Below are 14,184 nucleotides of genomic sequence, written 5' to 3'. Positions count from 1 at the left end.
AATTAATCATACTTTTTTTCTCTTGTTCATACATTTTTAGTAAGAGTATGAACGGAGGGAAGAAGAATGTTGCGAAAAACTTGGCAAGATCGTGTAATAGCTCATCTACAAGAAAACTCATCGCTTTATATATTTGTTTCAGTGTTACTATTGATGGGCGTGGTGTTTGGAGCAATACTTGTAAATAGCTTACAGGTGAATCAAAAGCAAGATTTATCATTTTACTTAAGTCGTTTTTTTGGACAAGTCTCAAAAGGGGAATTTGCACTTGCGAGTGAAATGTTTCGTGAGAGTTACGTTTCCCAATTGAAATATATTGGATTTATTTGGATACTAGGAATTTCTATTATTGGGTTACCACTTATTTTTATTTTATTATTTTTAAAAGGAGTCGTGATTGGGTTTACAGTTGGTTTTTTAGTAAGTCAACATGGCTGGAACGGACTATTATTAGCCTTTGTCTCCGTTTTACCGCAAAATTTAATTATTATTCCAGCATTTCTTATCATGACAACGATTGCTGCTAGTTTTTCCTTACGTATGATTAAGCATCAATTTATTCGAAAGATCAACGAGCCACTATTACCGTTATTAATTCGTTATACTTGTTTTTTTCTTATTATTGGGGCTGTACTAGCAATCGCTTCCAGTATTGAAGCATATGCGTCACCAATACTTATGAAAGAAGTCGTTGAAGTTATTAATAAAAAATAAATACTACATGAGAATAATTATCAACTTATTTTGATTGTTTTTTCTTTTGACAGAAGCCTTTCTTCTGATATAATGGTGTAAGAGTGGCGAGGAGGGAGTAGTACCGAATGGAAGAAAGAATAGAACGAATTAAGAAACAATTACATGCAGCGAGCTACAAATTAACACCACAACGTGAAGCAACGGTTCGTGTGCTGCTGGAAAATGAAGAAGATCATTTAAGTGCAGAAGATGTTTACCTCCTTGTAAAAGAAAAGTCGCCAGAGATCGGATTAGCAACCGTCTATCGAACTTTAGAGTTATTATCTGAGTTGAAAGTTGTTGATAAAATCAACTTTGGAGACGGTGTTTCACGCTATGACTTACGCCAAGAAGGTGCACAGCGTTTCCATCATCATTTAATTTGCACAAAATGTGGTGCTGTCCAAGAAATCCAAGAAGATTTGCTTGGAGAAGTGGAGGAAAAAGTAGAGCGAGATTGGAACTTTAAGGTGAAAGATCATCGTTTAACTTTCCATGGGATTTGTGAAAACTGTCAAGAAAATGAAACGAATGAAAAATAGCCTTTTCCTATCTAGCTAGGAAGAGGTTTTTTATTTGAGTGAGGTATAAATGATAGAAAGCTTGGCATATGTTGTAATAACATATAATTTGGAGGAGTTTATCATGCGCCGAGCTTTGAAATTCACTTATGATGGAATGAAAGTATTTTTATTGTTTACAAGTTGTACGATTTTGTTTTATTTCGCTATACTATGGATAAATGAAGAATATGAAAGTTATCATCGTTATGAAAAGCCAAAAGAAGAGACAGTAGAAAAAGTATCAGGGAATGAGGAACCAGCAAAAGATGCTTTCGTAAATAGAATGATTTTTTTCTATGAAAATGGGGAGTAGTGTAGATTGGAAGATCAATTAAAAGATTTTATTCATTATATGGTTGTGGAAAAAGGATTGGCCAAAAATACGGTTGTATCTTATGAAAGAGATTTAAAAAGTTATGTAAAGTATTTGCAAAAGGTGGAACAAATGAAAACTTTTCATGAAGTGACTCGTATGCAAATCGTTAACTTTTTGCAGCATTTAAGAGAGAATGGAAAATCTTCAAAAACATTAGCGCGTCATATTGCATCGATTCGTTCATTTCATCAATTTTTACTTCGTGAACGAGCTGTAGAACATGATCCGTCAGTACATATTGAAACACCACAAGGGGAGCGAAAACTGCCGAAAGTTTTATCGGTAAGTGAGGTTGAAGCATTATTACAAACACCAAAGACGACGAGTGCTTACGGTATTCGAGATAAAGCAATGTTGGAGTTATTGTATGCAACAGGACTGCGTGTTTCGGAATTAATTGCACTCAACTTAGAGGATGTTCATTTAACAATGGGCTTTGTTCGCTGCGTCGGAAAAGGAAATAAGGAAAGAATTATTCCACTTGGAAGTTTAGCTACAGAAGCAATTCAGCGTTATATTGAAAAAGGAAGAAAAGAATTGATGGGAAAAAAGGCAGTGGATGCATTATTTTTAAATCACCACGGTAATCGATTATCTCGTCAAGGCTTTTGGAAGATTTTAAAACGTTTAGCAAAAGAAGCAAATATTGAGAAAGAGCTTACACCACATACATTGCGCCATTCTTTTGCTACACACCTGTTAGAAAATGGAGCAGACTTACGTGCTGTACAGGAAATGTTAGGACATGCAGATATTTCTACAACACAAATTTATACACATGTTTCAAAAACGAGATTAAAAGACGTATATAAGCAGTTTCACCCAAGAGCATAAGATGACTTATGCTCTTTTTCGTGCCATTTCGAATCAAAACGCTTTTAAGTAGGCAGAAAGTTCCATATAGAATTTTACAAGCATTGTTTGTACGGTTGTTTTTGTTAGATTCGAAATATAGCACGTATAGAAAAGAAAGGTATTTCACAAAAACTTCACAAACATTTCGTACATTGTTTTCAGCAGAAGGCTAGAATATAACTAGTGATTTCCTCTATACTAAATAAAGTACGAAGGAGGAAAATACAATGAAAAAATTTATAATTACTTTATTTATCGCAATGCTAGCTTTGGCTGGTTGCAATACAAATAAGGAAGAATCTCCAAAAAAAGAGAAACTTGAAGAAGTGAAGGTAGCAGTTCAAACAAATCCAAAAGAAGTGAAGCCAAATGAGAAAACAGAAGTGCAAGCACTTGTCACACAAGGAAAAGAGAAAGTAACAGATGCTGACGATGTGAAGTTTGAAATTTGGAAAGATGGCGATGAAAAGCATGAAATGTTAAATGGGAAGCATAAAGGAAAAGGGGTTTATGCTGTTGAAAAAACATTCCCTTCCGATGGTGTGTACCATATTATTGCTCATACAAATGCACGTGAAATGCATGTAATGCCAGAAGTAAAAGTGGCTGTAGGAAATGCGAAAGTTGAAGATGCAAAAAAAGGACGTGATGCTCATGAAGCAGGACATGGTGACCATAAAAGTGATACAATGATTCACTTTATGGCTGGTGATGTGAAAGCAAATGCTGAATCTACACTGAAAGCTCATGTGAAACAAAAAGAAGAAGCGCTAACTAAAGCAGAAGTGCAATTTGAAATTTGGAAAGATGGTGTAGAGAAACATACATTCATCACAGCAAAAGAGGATAACAAAGGTGAATATGTAGGCAAATATACATTTAAAGAATCCGGTAAATATAAAGTGAAAGTTCATGTAAGAAAAGGTGATCTTCACGAACATAAAGAAGAAACAGTAGAAGTAAAATAAAAAACAGCTCATTAGGGCTGTTTTTTATTATTATAGTACGAAATAAGTCATAATTTTATTAGCGCTTTGCACCAGAATAGATTACAATAGAAATGTGAGGAAAATAAGAATTTCTACGAAAATGTATTAAAAAGAAAGCGCAAACATGTTATGATGTAAGTACAAGAAGTCTGACATCTGACTTAGAAAAAACAGGAAAGTTTCTGTTTCATTTTATATCAGATGAGCAGAGTGAGAGAATGACTGAAAAATATGAGTTATATTCTTGAGCAAATGAGAGAATTCTCATTCGTAACAGTTTCACTTTACAGCGTTTTGAACATACTACAAGAAGTAGAACTGAACATATAGGAGGTTGTCATGATGCATAAATATAAACGTATTTTCCTAGTCGTAATGGATTCAGTGGGAATCGGAGAAGCACCAGATGCTGAAAAGTTTGGCGATGTAGGAGCTGATACATTAGGACATATTGCGGAGCATATGAATGGATTGAATATGCCAAATATGGTGAAGTTAGGACTTGGAAATATTCGTGAAATGAAAGGAATTTCTAAAGTAAAAAATCCACTTGGCTACTATACAAAAATGCAAGAAAAGTCCACCGGGAAAGATACAATGACAGGTCATTGGGAAATTATGGGCCTTTACATTGATAAACCATTCCAAGTATTCCCTGAAGGATTCCCAAAAGAATTAATTGATGAATTAGAGGCGAGAACAGGACGCAAAATTATTGGCAATAAGCCTGCTTCTGGAACTGCTATTCTTGATGAACTTGGCAAAGAACAAATGGAAACAGGCTCTTTAATTGTATATACTTCTGCCGACAGCGTATTACAAATTGCGGCTCATGAAGAAGTAGTACCGCTTGAAGAATTGTACAACATTTGTAAAATTGCACGTGAATTAACATTGGATGAAAAGTATATGGTAGGCCGCGTTATTGCACGTCCGTTCGTTGGTGAACCAGGAAACTTTACACGTACACCAAATCGTCATGACTATGCGTTAAAACCATTTGGTCGTACAGTTATGAATGAATTGCAAGATAATAATTATGATGTAATTGCGATTGGAAAGATTTCTGATATTTACGATGGTGAAGGAGTAACAGAAGCGCTTCGTACAAAATCTAATATGGACGGAATGGATAAACTTATAGATACATTGAATATGGATTTTACAGGTCTTAGCTTCTTAAATTTAGTTGATTTTGATGCAATGTTTGGCCATCGCCGTGATCCAAAAGGGTATGGAGAAGCATTACAAGAATACGATGCACGCCTTCCAGAAGTATTTGAAAAATTAAAAGAAGATGATTTATTAATCATTACAGCAGACCATGGTAACGATCCAATTCACCACGGTACAGATCATACACGTGAATATGTACCATTATTAGTGTATAGCCCAAGCATGAAAGATGGCGGACAGAAATTACCACTTCGCCAAACATTCGCTGATATTGGTGCAACTGTAGCAGAAAACTTCGGTGTGAACATGCCAGAATACGGAACAAGTTTCTTAAAGGAATTAAAGAAATAGGAGGATATATTTATGAATCGTGAACTTATTACAAAATCAGCAACATACTTAAAAGAGAAATTTCAAGAAACACCAAAGGTTGGATTAATCCTTGGGTCTGGACTAGGTGTACTAGCAGATGAAATTGAAAATGCAGTGAAAGTACCATATAGTGAAATTCCTGAATTTCCTGTATCAACGGTAGAGGGACATGCAGGACAACTTGTATTTGGTACACTTCAAGGTGTTACAGTAGTTGCAATGCAAGGGCGTTTCCATTATTACGAAGGATATGACATGCAAAAAGTAACGTTCCCAGTTCGTGTGATGAAAGAACTAGGTGTAGAAACAGTCGTTGTAACAAATGCAGCAGGCGGTGTAAATACATCATTTGAACCTGGCGATCTTATGTTAATTTCAGATCATATTAACTTTATGGGACATAACCCATTAATTGGACCAAATGACGCTGAAATGGGTGTGCGATTCCCAGATATGTCTGAGTCTTACACAAAAGAACTACGTGTAATGGCGAAACAAGTTGCCGAAGAGTTAAATATTAAAGTACAAGAAGGTGTATATGTTGCGATGACAGGTCCAGTATATGAAACACCTGCTGAGATTCGTATGCTTCGTACATTAGGCGGAGATGCAGTAGGAATGTCAACTGTGCCAGAAGTTATTGTAGCGCGTCATGCTGGTATGAAAGTACTTGGAATTTCTTGTATTTCAAATATGGCAGCTGGTATTTTAGATCAGCCACTTCATCATGATGAAGTGATTGAAACAACAGAACGTGTGAAAGCAAACTTCTTAGCATTGGTAAAAGCGATTGTAAAACAAATGAAGGGGTGAGCTCACTATGAGAATGGTGGACCTAATTGCCAAAAAACGTGATGGACATGCGCTAACAACAGAAGAAATTAATTTTATTGTTGAAGGATTTACAAACGGTGATATTCCTGATTATCAAATGAGCTCTTTTGCAATGGCGATTTTCTTTCAAGATATGAATGAACAAGAGCGTGCTGATTTAACAATGGCAATGGTAAATAGCGGTGATACAATTGATCTCTCAGCAATTGAAGGGATAAAGGTAGATAAGCATTCTACAGGTGGCGTTGGGGATACAACTACGCTTGTACTAGGTCCGTTAGTAGCTGCTTTAGGTGTACCAGTTGCAAAAATGTCTGGACGTGGTTTAGGACATACTGGTGGTACAATTGATAAATTAGAAGCTGTGCCAGGATTCCATGTGGAAATTGAAAATGAAGAGTTTATTCGCCTTGTAAATGAAAATAAAATTGCTGTTATTGGACAAAGTGGGAACTTAACACCTGCTGATAAGAAGTTATACGCACTTCGTGATGTAACAGCGACGGTAAACTCTATACCACTTATCGCAAGTTCTATTATGAGTAAAAAAATTGCTGCAGGTGCAGATGCGATCGTTCTAGATGTAAAAACTGGTGCGGGTGCATTTATGAAAACGGATGAAGATGCAAAACGTCTTGCAGAAGCAATGGTGCGTATTGGAAATAATGTAGGCCGTAAGACAATGGCAGTTATTTCGGATATGAGTCAACCGCTTGGTGAAGCAATCGGTAACGCGTTGGAAGTACAAGAAGCAATTGATACATTGCAAGGTAAAGGTCCAAAAGATTTAGAAGAGCTATGTTTAACACTTGGAAGTCAAATGGTATACCTTGCTGGTAAAGCATCTTCTTTAGAAGATGCACGTAATAAACTTATTGAAGTAATGAATAATGGAAAAGCGTTAGACACATTTAAATTATTTTTAGCAGCGCAAGGCGGAGATGCTTCAGTTATTGATGACCCTTCTAAATTGCCACAAGCTAAATATAAAATTGAAGTTGAAGCAAAAGAAGACGGATATGTGTCTGAGATTGTGGCAGATGAAATCGGGACAGCAGCAATGCTTTTAGGTGCTGGACGTGCAACGAAAGAATCTGAGATTGATTTAGCGGTTGGCCTTATGCTTCGGAAAAAAGTTGGCGATAGCGTAAAACAAGGTGAATCGCTTGTAACAATTTATGCAAACCGTGAAAATGTAGAAGATGTGAAGACGAAGATTTATGAGAATATAAAAATTACAAAAAATCATGTCAAAGCACCTACATTAGTACATGGTATTGTAACGAAATAATAAGCGAAAAGCTGAGGAGAGTTCTCCTTGGCTTTTTTTATTACTTTTTGTTTATAATAGTAATGGGTGAAATTATGATTAGAATTTGTGCAATAACGAAAAAAGAAGAGATTTTATATGATGTTTCACTAGAGGAAACATCTCGTGAAGATATTATGTGGTATTGGCTTGATCTATATAAACCAACGAAAGAGGAATATACATATATTTTACAAGAGTATTTTAAATTCCATCCCCTTGCGATTGAAGATTGCCTTGAATATGTACAGAGGCCAAAAGTTGATTTTTATGATGGATATAATTTTTTAGTTCTTCATGCATTTGGAGAAGAAGGATTAGAACCGCATGAAATCGACTTGTTTGTTGGAGATCATTATATTGTTTCATTTCATTTCTCACATAATAACGCCATTGAAAGAGTGTGGAAAACACTTGGTGAAAGAAAGCGTATTAAGAAAAGTCCCCTCCATGTAGCACATACAATTATTGACCAAATCGTTGATGATTACTTCCCACCTGTATATTATATTGAGGATCATTTAAATGCAATCGATGATAATTTAACGGGGGATACAGCAGGATGTGTATTAGAAGAAGTATTTGAAATTCGTGCGGACTTATCGAAATTAAGGCGAACCATTATCCCAATGCGAGATTTATTATATCGCATTTTAAATTCAACTCGCTTTTACGGTATAAGCGATCATGAAATTTATTTTAAAGATATACATGATCATTTGCTTAAACTTACGGAAATGATTGAGACGAGCCGTGAATTAACAGCAGATATTCGAGATAGTTATTTTTCATTAAATTCACATCATATGAATAACATTATGAAAACATTAACAGTATTCTCAACAATCTTTATGCCATTAACATTTATTGCGGGAGTATATGGAATGAACTTTACACATATGCCTGAATTAGAGGGGAAGTATAGCTATTTTATTTGTTTAGCTATTATGGCATTGATAGGTGGCGGAATGATGGCTTGGTTTTATAAAAAAGGATGGTTTAAATAAAAACCACAGCTGGAAACTCCAGCTGTGGTTTTTAGCCGATAGCATGTAATACGAACATGGCTAAGAATAAACATGTAATGATGTACATAGACGGTGCGATGTCTTTACGCTTTCCAAGAGCAACTTTTAAGATAGGGTAAGCGATAAATCCGAATGCAATGCCATCGGCGATACTATATGTGAGCGGAATCATAACAATGATCAAAAACGCTGGAAATCCTTCTGAAAAATCATTCAGAGGAATTTCTTGAATGCTTGTAATCATCAGACCACCAATAATAATTAAGATAGGTGCAATGGCACTATCAGGAATGAGTTGGACAAACGGAAGAGCAAACAGCGATGCGAAGAATAACACCCCTGTAACGATAGACGTCAGACCTGTCTTTCCGCCTGCTGTAATACCTGCGGCACCTTCTACTGTTGAAACGGTTGGACTTGTACCAAATAGACCACATGTCATTGCGGAAATGGCATTCGCTTGATAAGCGCGTGGGAATTTACGATTATCTTCCAATAATCCATGCAATAGTCCCATATTTTCAAAAATGAGCACCATGCTTAAAGAGAATGTTGCAATCCAAAATGGTAAGGACGAAAGCTTTCCAAATGACATGGCTCCAAATACATTACTGTAATTCGTAAATGAAAATGAGCTATTGCCTACCTCACTCGTATCAACAAGGCCGAATAGCCATGCAATGCCAGTTCCAATTGCAATTGTCCATAAAAAATTCCCACGTACGTTTCGAATAAATAGAACAAGAGCTACAATGAGAGTAAGCAGTGTAGCAAGAACAATTGGACTGCTCAATTTACCTAATGCAACAGTAGTATTCGCATTCGAAACGACTAAACCACCTTTTTGTAATCCAATAAACGCAAGAAATAAACCAATCCCAACAGTGATGGATTCTTTTAATGATTTTGGAATTGATAAAGATAGTACACGAGCAATTGGTGTAAACGCAGCTACGGCAAAAATTAGACCAGCAATGAAAACGGCTGCCAACGCTTCTTGCCAAGTTAATCCAAGCGTATGAACAGTGGTATACGTAAAGAATGCATTTACCCCCATACCTGGTACAAGAATTGCAGGTGCGTTTGCCCAAAAGGCCATCATAAGACATCCGACAAATGAACTAAAAACAGTTGCCAAAATCCCCGCTTCAAGTGGGATGCCGGCATCTGATAAAATAGATGCATTTACAATCACAATGTAAACGATTGTAAAAAATGATGTCACGCCAGCTAACATTTCTTGTTTTGGTGATGTGTGGTGTAGGTCTAATTTAAATGTTCTTTCAAGTATTCCTTTCATGTTAAACCTTCTTTTTATATCCCTCTCCCACCCGTGATATCCCTTTTATTCAGGGCTCACCATCCTTTATTATATCAGAACATCATGTTTTTACAACAAATAAAATGAGAACGTTTACTTAAAAGTGAAATCCATTTATAAATAAGTAAAAATAGCACGAACAGAAGAAATGATTTCTAATTGTCCTGTTTGAATTGGAGGTGCTGCCTGCGCGTGTAAGGAAGTGTGAGACACCATTTCACGCGGTAGTTGTGCGGATTCTTCTGTAAGCGAGAGTGGGACGGGATTAATAGTTAAGTTATAGGTACTCGCAATGGCGCGAGCTTTTTCTACTGCACGTTGCAGAGCTTGCAGCAATGCTTGTTGATAATATTGATGTGGATGAGAAAGTTGAAAACGTAATCCTTTTGCTACATTTGCTCCGTTTGTTACAGCTATATCATATACTTCCCCAGCTTTTTGTACATTTAAAACGGTAATTTCATACAAATGTTCTACGCGGTATCCTTGTAGCAAAGCTTTATCATTTACATATTCATATTGGGGTGTAATGGTATAGGAAATTGTTTCGATGTCTTGATCTGCAATGCCAAGTGCTTTAAGGGCATCAAGGAGCTGTCTAGATTGCGTGGCATTTTCTTCTTGTGCTTGTTTTACATTTTTATGCTCAGTTCGAACGCCAATTGTTAACGTAACAATATTTGGTCTCACGCTAACAATCCCTTCACCTTGTACAGTAATTGTTTCTTTTTTATCATCATTATGGTGGCGAAGATTAGGTACATAATGGTTCATTCCACTTTGCATTTCTTTTCACCCTCCTTTTTATATGTATATGAAGGAAGGTATCTAAAAATTGTATGTAAAAAGTTACAGAAGGAAGCAGAGGTAGAAAGAAATCGTATACAATATAGGTGTTTATAGATTATAATTATGTATAAATATAATGAAAAAGGGTCGAGGATAGTGAACGAACAAAGAGAAGCGTTGATTTTAGATTTATCAGTATCATTTCGAAAGATGATACGTTTATTACAAACCGATATTAATACACGTTTTTCAGAGCATATGCCATATAATGAATTCTCTGTATTACGTGCATTATTTTTGAAGAGTCCACAAATGGCTTCGCAAATTGCGAATGAGGTAAATGTAACATCCAGCCATATTACAGCGGTAACAGATCGTCTTGTGCGAAAAGGATTTGTAATGAGAAAACGTTCGAATTCAGATCGTCGTATTGTATATTTAGAGATTACAGAACATGGACGAGAAGTAACGGAAGAACTCGAAGCGATACGTAAAGAATACTATAGAGATAAATTTAAAGATTGGAGCGACCAAGAAATAGAGATGGTATTAGAACTATTTGATCGCATATTATAATCAATTGAGGATAGGGAGCAGAAGCTTTCCTATTCTTTTTTTGAATAAAAATATTTTGAAATTCCGATACTTTAATTAAAAAGTATCGGAGGAAAAATGATGAAGCAAATGATGTCGTTTGCCATTGTGATCGGAAGTTTTTTCTGCTTTCTCCCACTGTTGTATGCGGATACTCCTCTTCAAGTTATGCAAAAAGGAACAAAGTACATCGCAGATGATAATCCGGTGTTATATTCAAAATTATGGGTTCGCTCTATGCAAAATGCGGTATTATTTCATCATAGCGACAATATTCGTCATCAAGACACACTGCACAATGTAACAAGTTCAAGTCTAGTGAAAGCAAAGAAATTATCATTTCAGAAAGCAGCAGCATATATCCCAAGATTATCTCAATATGTTTCAAAGGTTGGAAAGGAAAATATCGCGGTATACTATATCGCCGTACGTTACAAGGTGAAAAAAGAAAATCCATATCAATTAAATGGCATGAATTATTTCCTACAAGTTTTTGTCAAAGAGCAAGGGAAATGGAAAATTGCTGAAAGTGTAGTCGCGCCAACAGAGCAAATCATACGTAATGGTGATGGATTTAGGATGAAAGAGGAAAAAGAGTATGGGGATCGGAGGGAGAATGTGAAATAGACTCTTAATATATATTAAAAAAGGCATTGTACGCAAACAATGCCTTTTTATTTCGTGCATATAAGAATTAAATAATTTATAACATATTTTTGGTCATGATATCATTTTTTCAGCAACTGCTATTTAATAAATAATTTTTTATTTTACGTATAAAGAAAGTTTATGTTTTAACAGTCGATGTAACATAACATATGCTAATAGACCAGATCCTATAAAATACATATAGTAAGACGGTGGAGATTCACTGCCAAAAGCATCAGCACCAAGAAGCGCAAAGCAAAGAGAAGTACAGATTAAGAAATATTTATGAAGCTTTGGATATAGGAGTATTTTTCCGTTATGTTCGTTTGGAGCACGTCTATATAAATAAACACCTAATGGAAGACAAATAAGTATATAGATAGCAGGGCTTAAAAGTGTCCAAACGGGCGGGATTTGATGATAAGTAGGTCCCGTTTGTCTGTTTCCGAATCCATCTTCAAAAGAATCTCTCTGTGAATCATAGTCGTATTCAATATGAAAATATTCTAGAGGAGCTATTATACTCGTATTTTTTGTATACGTTGCATATTTAGCATAAATATCATTAAATTCCTTTGGTGATAAATTTACATGTAATGCAAAGAAAGGAAACACTAACTGAAAGATACATAAAGGAAAAATAATCATAATACAACTTAAAACACTCTGTGAAATCACATTTCCTGTAATCGTCCCAATAAAGAGCGTAAACGTATAAATTGCAATTAGCGTCATAATTACATAAGAAAAGTATACATGAAATGGTGAAAAGGATTGATAGTGAGCATGTATCGTGTTCTTGTATATAATATACATAAGAAGCCAACTAAAGATTAGCGCACCTACAATATGCACAATACCTAGCAACCATTTTGATAAAAATAAGTGTGAGCGCTTAAAGGGCATAGACCAAAGGAAATCAATTGTTTGATTGTTTCGTTCCCAGCCTATTAAGAGAATGGCTAATCCTATTAATAGAAGCGCCGGAAACAGTATAGGCTCAGCTCCATGTAAAGAATACATATAATAAGGATCAGATTTTTTTAAATGTAAATATTTAGCTATCTGTTCTGCACGTATATAATATTTATAAGGAAATATGTATAAAGTACTGAGCCAAAATAGCCAGATTACATATTTTCCTTGTTTATAATTTCGCATCCATAAAGCTTTATGAAACATAAACATCCTCCTCAAATGTCGTAACAAATATATCTTCAAGCGACATGGCCAATTCTTCAATAAGAAGTGGCTGCTCTTTATAAAATTTCTCAAGAGTTGCAGCTACGTTTCCCTCTATTAAAATGGTATATACCTTTCCGGTTTGATTTAATATTTTAATATTGCTTAAGTTTTCTAGTTTTTGAGGAAGGGACCGCTCATAAGCAACTTGGATTTTCGCATATCGTGCTTTTGCATCATCTAATGCGGTAATCGAAGAAATGGTATGATTTTTTAAGATGATAATTGTATCAGCAATTTTTTCAACTTCATCTAAATGGTGAGTAGAAATCAAAATCGTCATTTCTTTCTCTGCCACTTCTTCAACAAGAAATTGTAAAATTTGTTTTTTTACAATAGGATCCAGTCCATTTGTTGGTTCATCTAAAATGATATAGTCAACTTTTGAAGCAAAAGCTAAAATGATAGCTAGTAAAGCTTTCATTCCTTTTGAATAACTGCGAATCCGTTTGTTTGGCAAGTGAAAGCGCTCTAATAGTTCGTAGAAATATTGTTCATCAAATGCTTTATAGACTGCTTTGTAAAACTTCACAATTTCTTTTACTGTATATCCGTTTAAAATATTCGTTGAATCAGGTACATAGGCCACTTTTTGTTTGATTTCTGGTTGTTTATGAACATCTACTTTTTCATATGTAACGGTTCCTTCGTCAGGGTTTAAAATTCCAACTAACATTCGAAGTAAAGTTGTTTTCCCCACTCCGTTTCGGCCGAGTAATCCAACGATACTTCCTTTTGATAAAGTAAAAGATATATTCTCTAAAATAACTTGATTATCAATTGTTTTTTTCACATTTTTCACTGTTAACATTTGTATTTCCTCCTAACTCCTTATAATAAGCATCAATCCAATCATGAATTTTTTCTTTCGTAATCCCAAGGTAAGAAGCCTCTAATAATAATTGTTGGAATTGCTTTTCAACCATAGTGAGTTTCCTTTCGTCTAATATTGGTGTAATCGATTGGGAGACAAATGTTCCTTTTCCACGTAATGTTTCAATAATTCCTTGTCGCTCTAAGTCTTGGTATGCTTTACTCACTGTATTTGGGTTCACAATAAGTAAAGAAGCGAGTTCGCGTACAGAAGGGAGTTTCTCGTTTGGAGATAATATGTTTTTTAATATGAGTTCTTTTATATTTTGAACAATTTGTTCCCATATCGGAGTGCTGCTTCTTGGATCAAGTTGAATATGCAAGAGCAATGTCTCCTTCCTGATGAGTGTCTAGTGTACTAGTTTGTGTAGTACACTTAATACAATATATACAATAAAATAATTTGTCAACAGAAAATGATAGAAAAATATGGTATGAAACATATGTAAACTGGAAAAAATAGGTTTGATATAGAATGGA

General features: G+C 35.2%; 16 protein-coding genes. 11 read left to right on the top strand and 5 right to left on the bottom strand.

The genetic code is table 11. The features are described 5' to 3' along the window. Positions 1 to 66 precede the first annotated feature (66 nt). The 9 genes from spoIIM to corA all read left to right on the top strand — a co-directional run bounded on the left by spoIIM (position 67) and on the right by corA (position 8,216). Positions 67 to 714, top strand: coding sequence for a stage II sporulation protein M (gene spoIIM / locus MR059_RS08525; RefSeq protein ID WP_012095250.1), 648 nt, complete (start codon positions 67 to 69; stop codon positions 712 to 714). A gap of 107 nt (positions 715 to 821) precedes the next feature. After that, a complete protein-coding gene (fur, locus tag MR059_RS08520; RefSeq protein ID WP_012095249.1) occupies positions 822 to 1,277 on the top strand; it encodes a ferric iron uptake transcriptional regulator in 456 nt (151 codons plus the stop codon). Positions 1,278 to 1,380: 103 nt separating this feature from the next. Beyond that, positions 1,381 to 1,611, top strand: coding sequence for a YqzK family protein (locus MR059_RS08515; protein WP_041809982.1), 231 nt, complete (start codon positions 1,381 to 1,383; stop codon positions 1,609 to 1,611). A 6-nt stretch (positions 1,612 to 1,617) separates the two neighbouring features. Continuing rightward, complete coding sequence (xerD, locus tag MR059_RS08510; protein WP_012095247.1) at positions 1,618 to 2,508, top strand: site-specific tyrosine recombinase XerD; 891 nt, start codon at positions 1,618 to 1,620, stop codon at positions 2,506 to 2,508. A 248-nt stretch (positions 2,509 to 2,756) separates the two neighbouring features. Next, positions 2,757 to 3,497: a FixH family protein gene (locus MR059_RS08505; RefSeq protein WP_242161711.1), complete on the top strand. Its 741-nt coding sequence runs from the start codon at positions 2,757 to 2,759 to the stop codon at positions 3,495 to 3,497. Positions 3,498 to 3,860: 363 nt separating this feature from the next. Beyond that, positions 3,861 to 5,045 carry a phosphopentomutase gene (gene deoB, locus MR059_RS08500; protein ID WP_242161710.1) on the top strand — a complete coding sequence of 395 codons (1,185 nt, stop codon included), beginning with the start codon at positions 3,861 to 3,863 and terminating at the stop codon, positions 5,043 to 5,045. A 12-nt stretch (positions 5,046 to 5,057) separates the two neighbouring features. Continuing rightward, the gene (locus MR059_RS08495; RefSeq protein WP_048721756.1) at positions 5,058 to 5,879 is read left to right on the top strand and encodes a purine-nucleoside phosphorylase; all 822 of its coding nucleotides are present in this window, start codon (positions 5,058 to 5,060) and stop codon (positions 5,877 to 5,879) included. A gap of 7 nt (positions 5,880 to 5,886) precedes the next feature. Next, a complete protein-coding gene (locus tag MR059_RS08490; RefSeq protein WP_012095243.1) occupies positions 5,887 to 7,191 on the top strand; it encodes a pyrimidine-nucleoside phosphorylase in 1,305 nt (434 codons plus the stop codon). A 62-nt stretch (positions 7,192 to 7,253) separates the two neighbouring features. Then, complete coding sequence (gene corA, locus MR059_RS08485; RefSeq protein ID WP_041810530.1) at positions 7,254 to 8,216, top strand: magnesium/cobalt transporter CorA; 963 nt, start codon at positions 7,254 to 7,256, stop codon at positions 8,214 to 8,216. A gap of 31 nt (positions 8,217 to 8,247) precedes the next feature. On the opposite strand, the gene MR059_RS08480 is transcribed toward corA, so the two are convergent. Both MR059_RS08480 and MR059_RS08475 read right to left on the bottom strand, forming a co-directional pair. Further along, complete coding sequence (locus tag MR059_RS08480) at positions 8,248 to 9,537, bottom strand: NCS2 family permease (RefSeq protein WP_242161709.1); 1,290 nt, start codon at positions 9,535 to 9,537, stop codon at positions 8,248 to 8,250. Positions 9,538 to 9,672: 135 nt separating this feature from the next. Then, complete coding sequence (locus MR059_RS08475; protein ID WP_242161708.1) at positions 9,673 to 10,344, bottom strand: SIMPL domain-containing protein; 672 nt, start codon at positions 10,342 to 10,344, stop codon at positions 9,673 to 9,675. A gap of 159 nt (positions 10,345 to 10,503) precedes the next feature. Here MR059_RS08475 and MR059_RS08470 point away from each other — a divergent pair, with 159 nt between their 5' ends. Together MR059_RS08470 and MR059_RS08465 are read left to right on the top strand one after the other, a co-directional pair. Further along, positions 10,504 to 10,923 carry a MarR family winged helix-turn-helix transcriptional regulator gene (locus tag MR059_RS08470; protein WP_012095239.1) on the top strand — a complete coding sequence of 140 codons (420 nt, stop codon included), beginning with the start codon at positions 10,504 to 10,506 and terminating at the stop codon, positions 10,921 to 10,923. 99 nt (positions 10,924 to 11,022) lie between these two features. Continuing rightward, entirely contained in the window at positions 11,023 to 11,568 is a 546-nt protein-coding gene (locus tag MR059_RS08465; protein WP_242161707.1) for a hypothetical protein, read from the top strand. 138 nt (positions 11,569 to 11,706) lie between these two features. On the opposite strand, the gene MR059_RS08460 is transcribed toward MR059_RS08465, so the two are convergent. From MR059_RS08460 to MR059_RS08450, 3 genes are read right to left on the bottom strand one after another with little or no spacing between them, the layout of a single operon-like run. Continuing rightward, positions 11,707 to 12,771, bottom strand: coding sequence for an ABC transporter permease subunit (locus tag MR059_RS08460; protein WP_048721765.1), 1,065 nt, complete (start codon positions 12,769 to 12,771; stop codon positions 11,707 to 11,709). Continuing rightward, complete coding sequence (locus MR059_RS08455; RefSeq protein WP_048721767.1) at positions 12,761 to 13,642, bottom strand: ABC transporter ATP-binding protein; 882 nt, start codon at positions 13,640 to 13,642, stop codon at positions 12,761 to 12,763. The genes MR059_RS08460 and MR059_RS08455 overlap by 11 nt, the downstream gene beginning before the upstream one ends. After that, a complete protein-coding gene (locus tag MR059_RS08450; protein ID WP_012095234.1) occupies positions 13,608 to 14,027 on the bottom strand; it encodes a GntR family transcriptional regulator in 420 nt (139 codons plus the stop codon). Before MR059_RS08450 ends, MR059_RS08455 begins: the two co-directional genes overlap by 35 nt. Positions 14,028 to 14,184: the final 157 nt, after the last annotated feature.

Origin of the sequence: Bacillus cereus group sp. BfR-BA-01522 (assembly GCF_022662635.1) — a bacterium.
Classification (GTDB): domain Bacteria; phylum Bacillota; class Bacilli; order Bacillales; family Bacillaceae_G; genus Bacillus_A; species Bacillus_A cytotoxicus.
The sequence above is the reverse complement of the archived record's forward strand: the minus strand, read 5'-3'. Positions and strand labels throughout refer to the sequence as shown.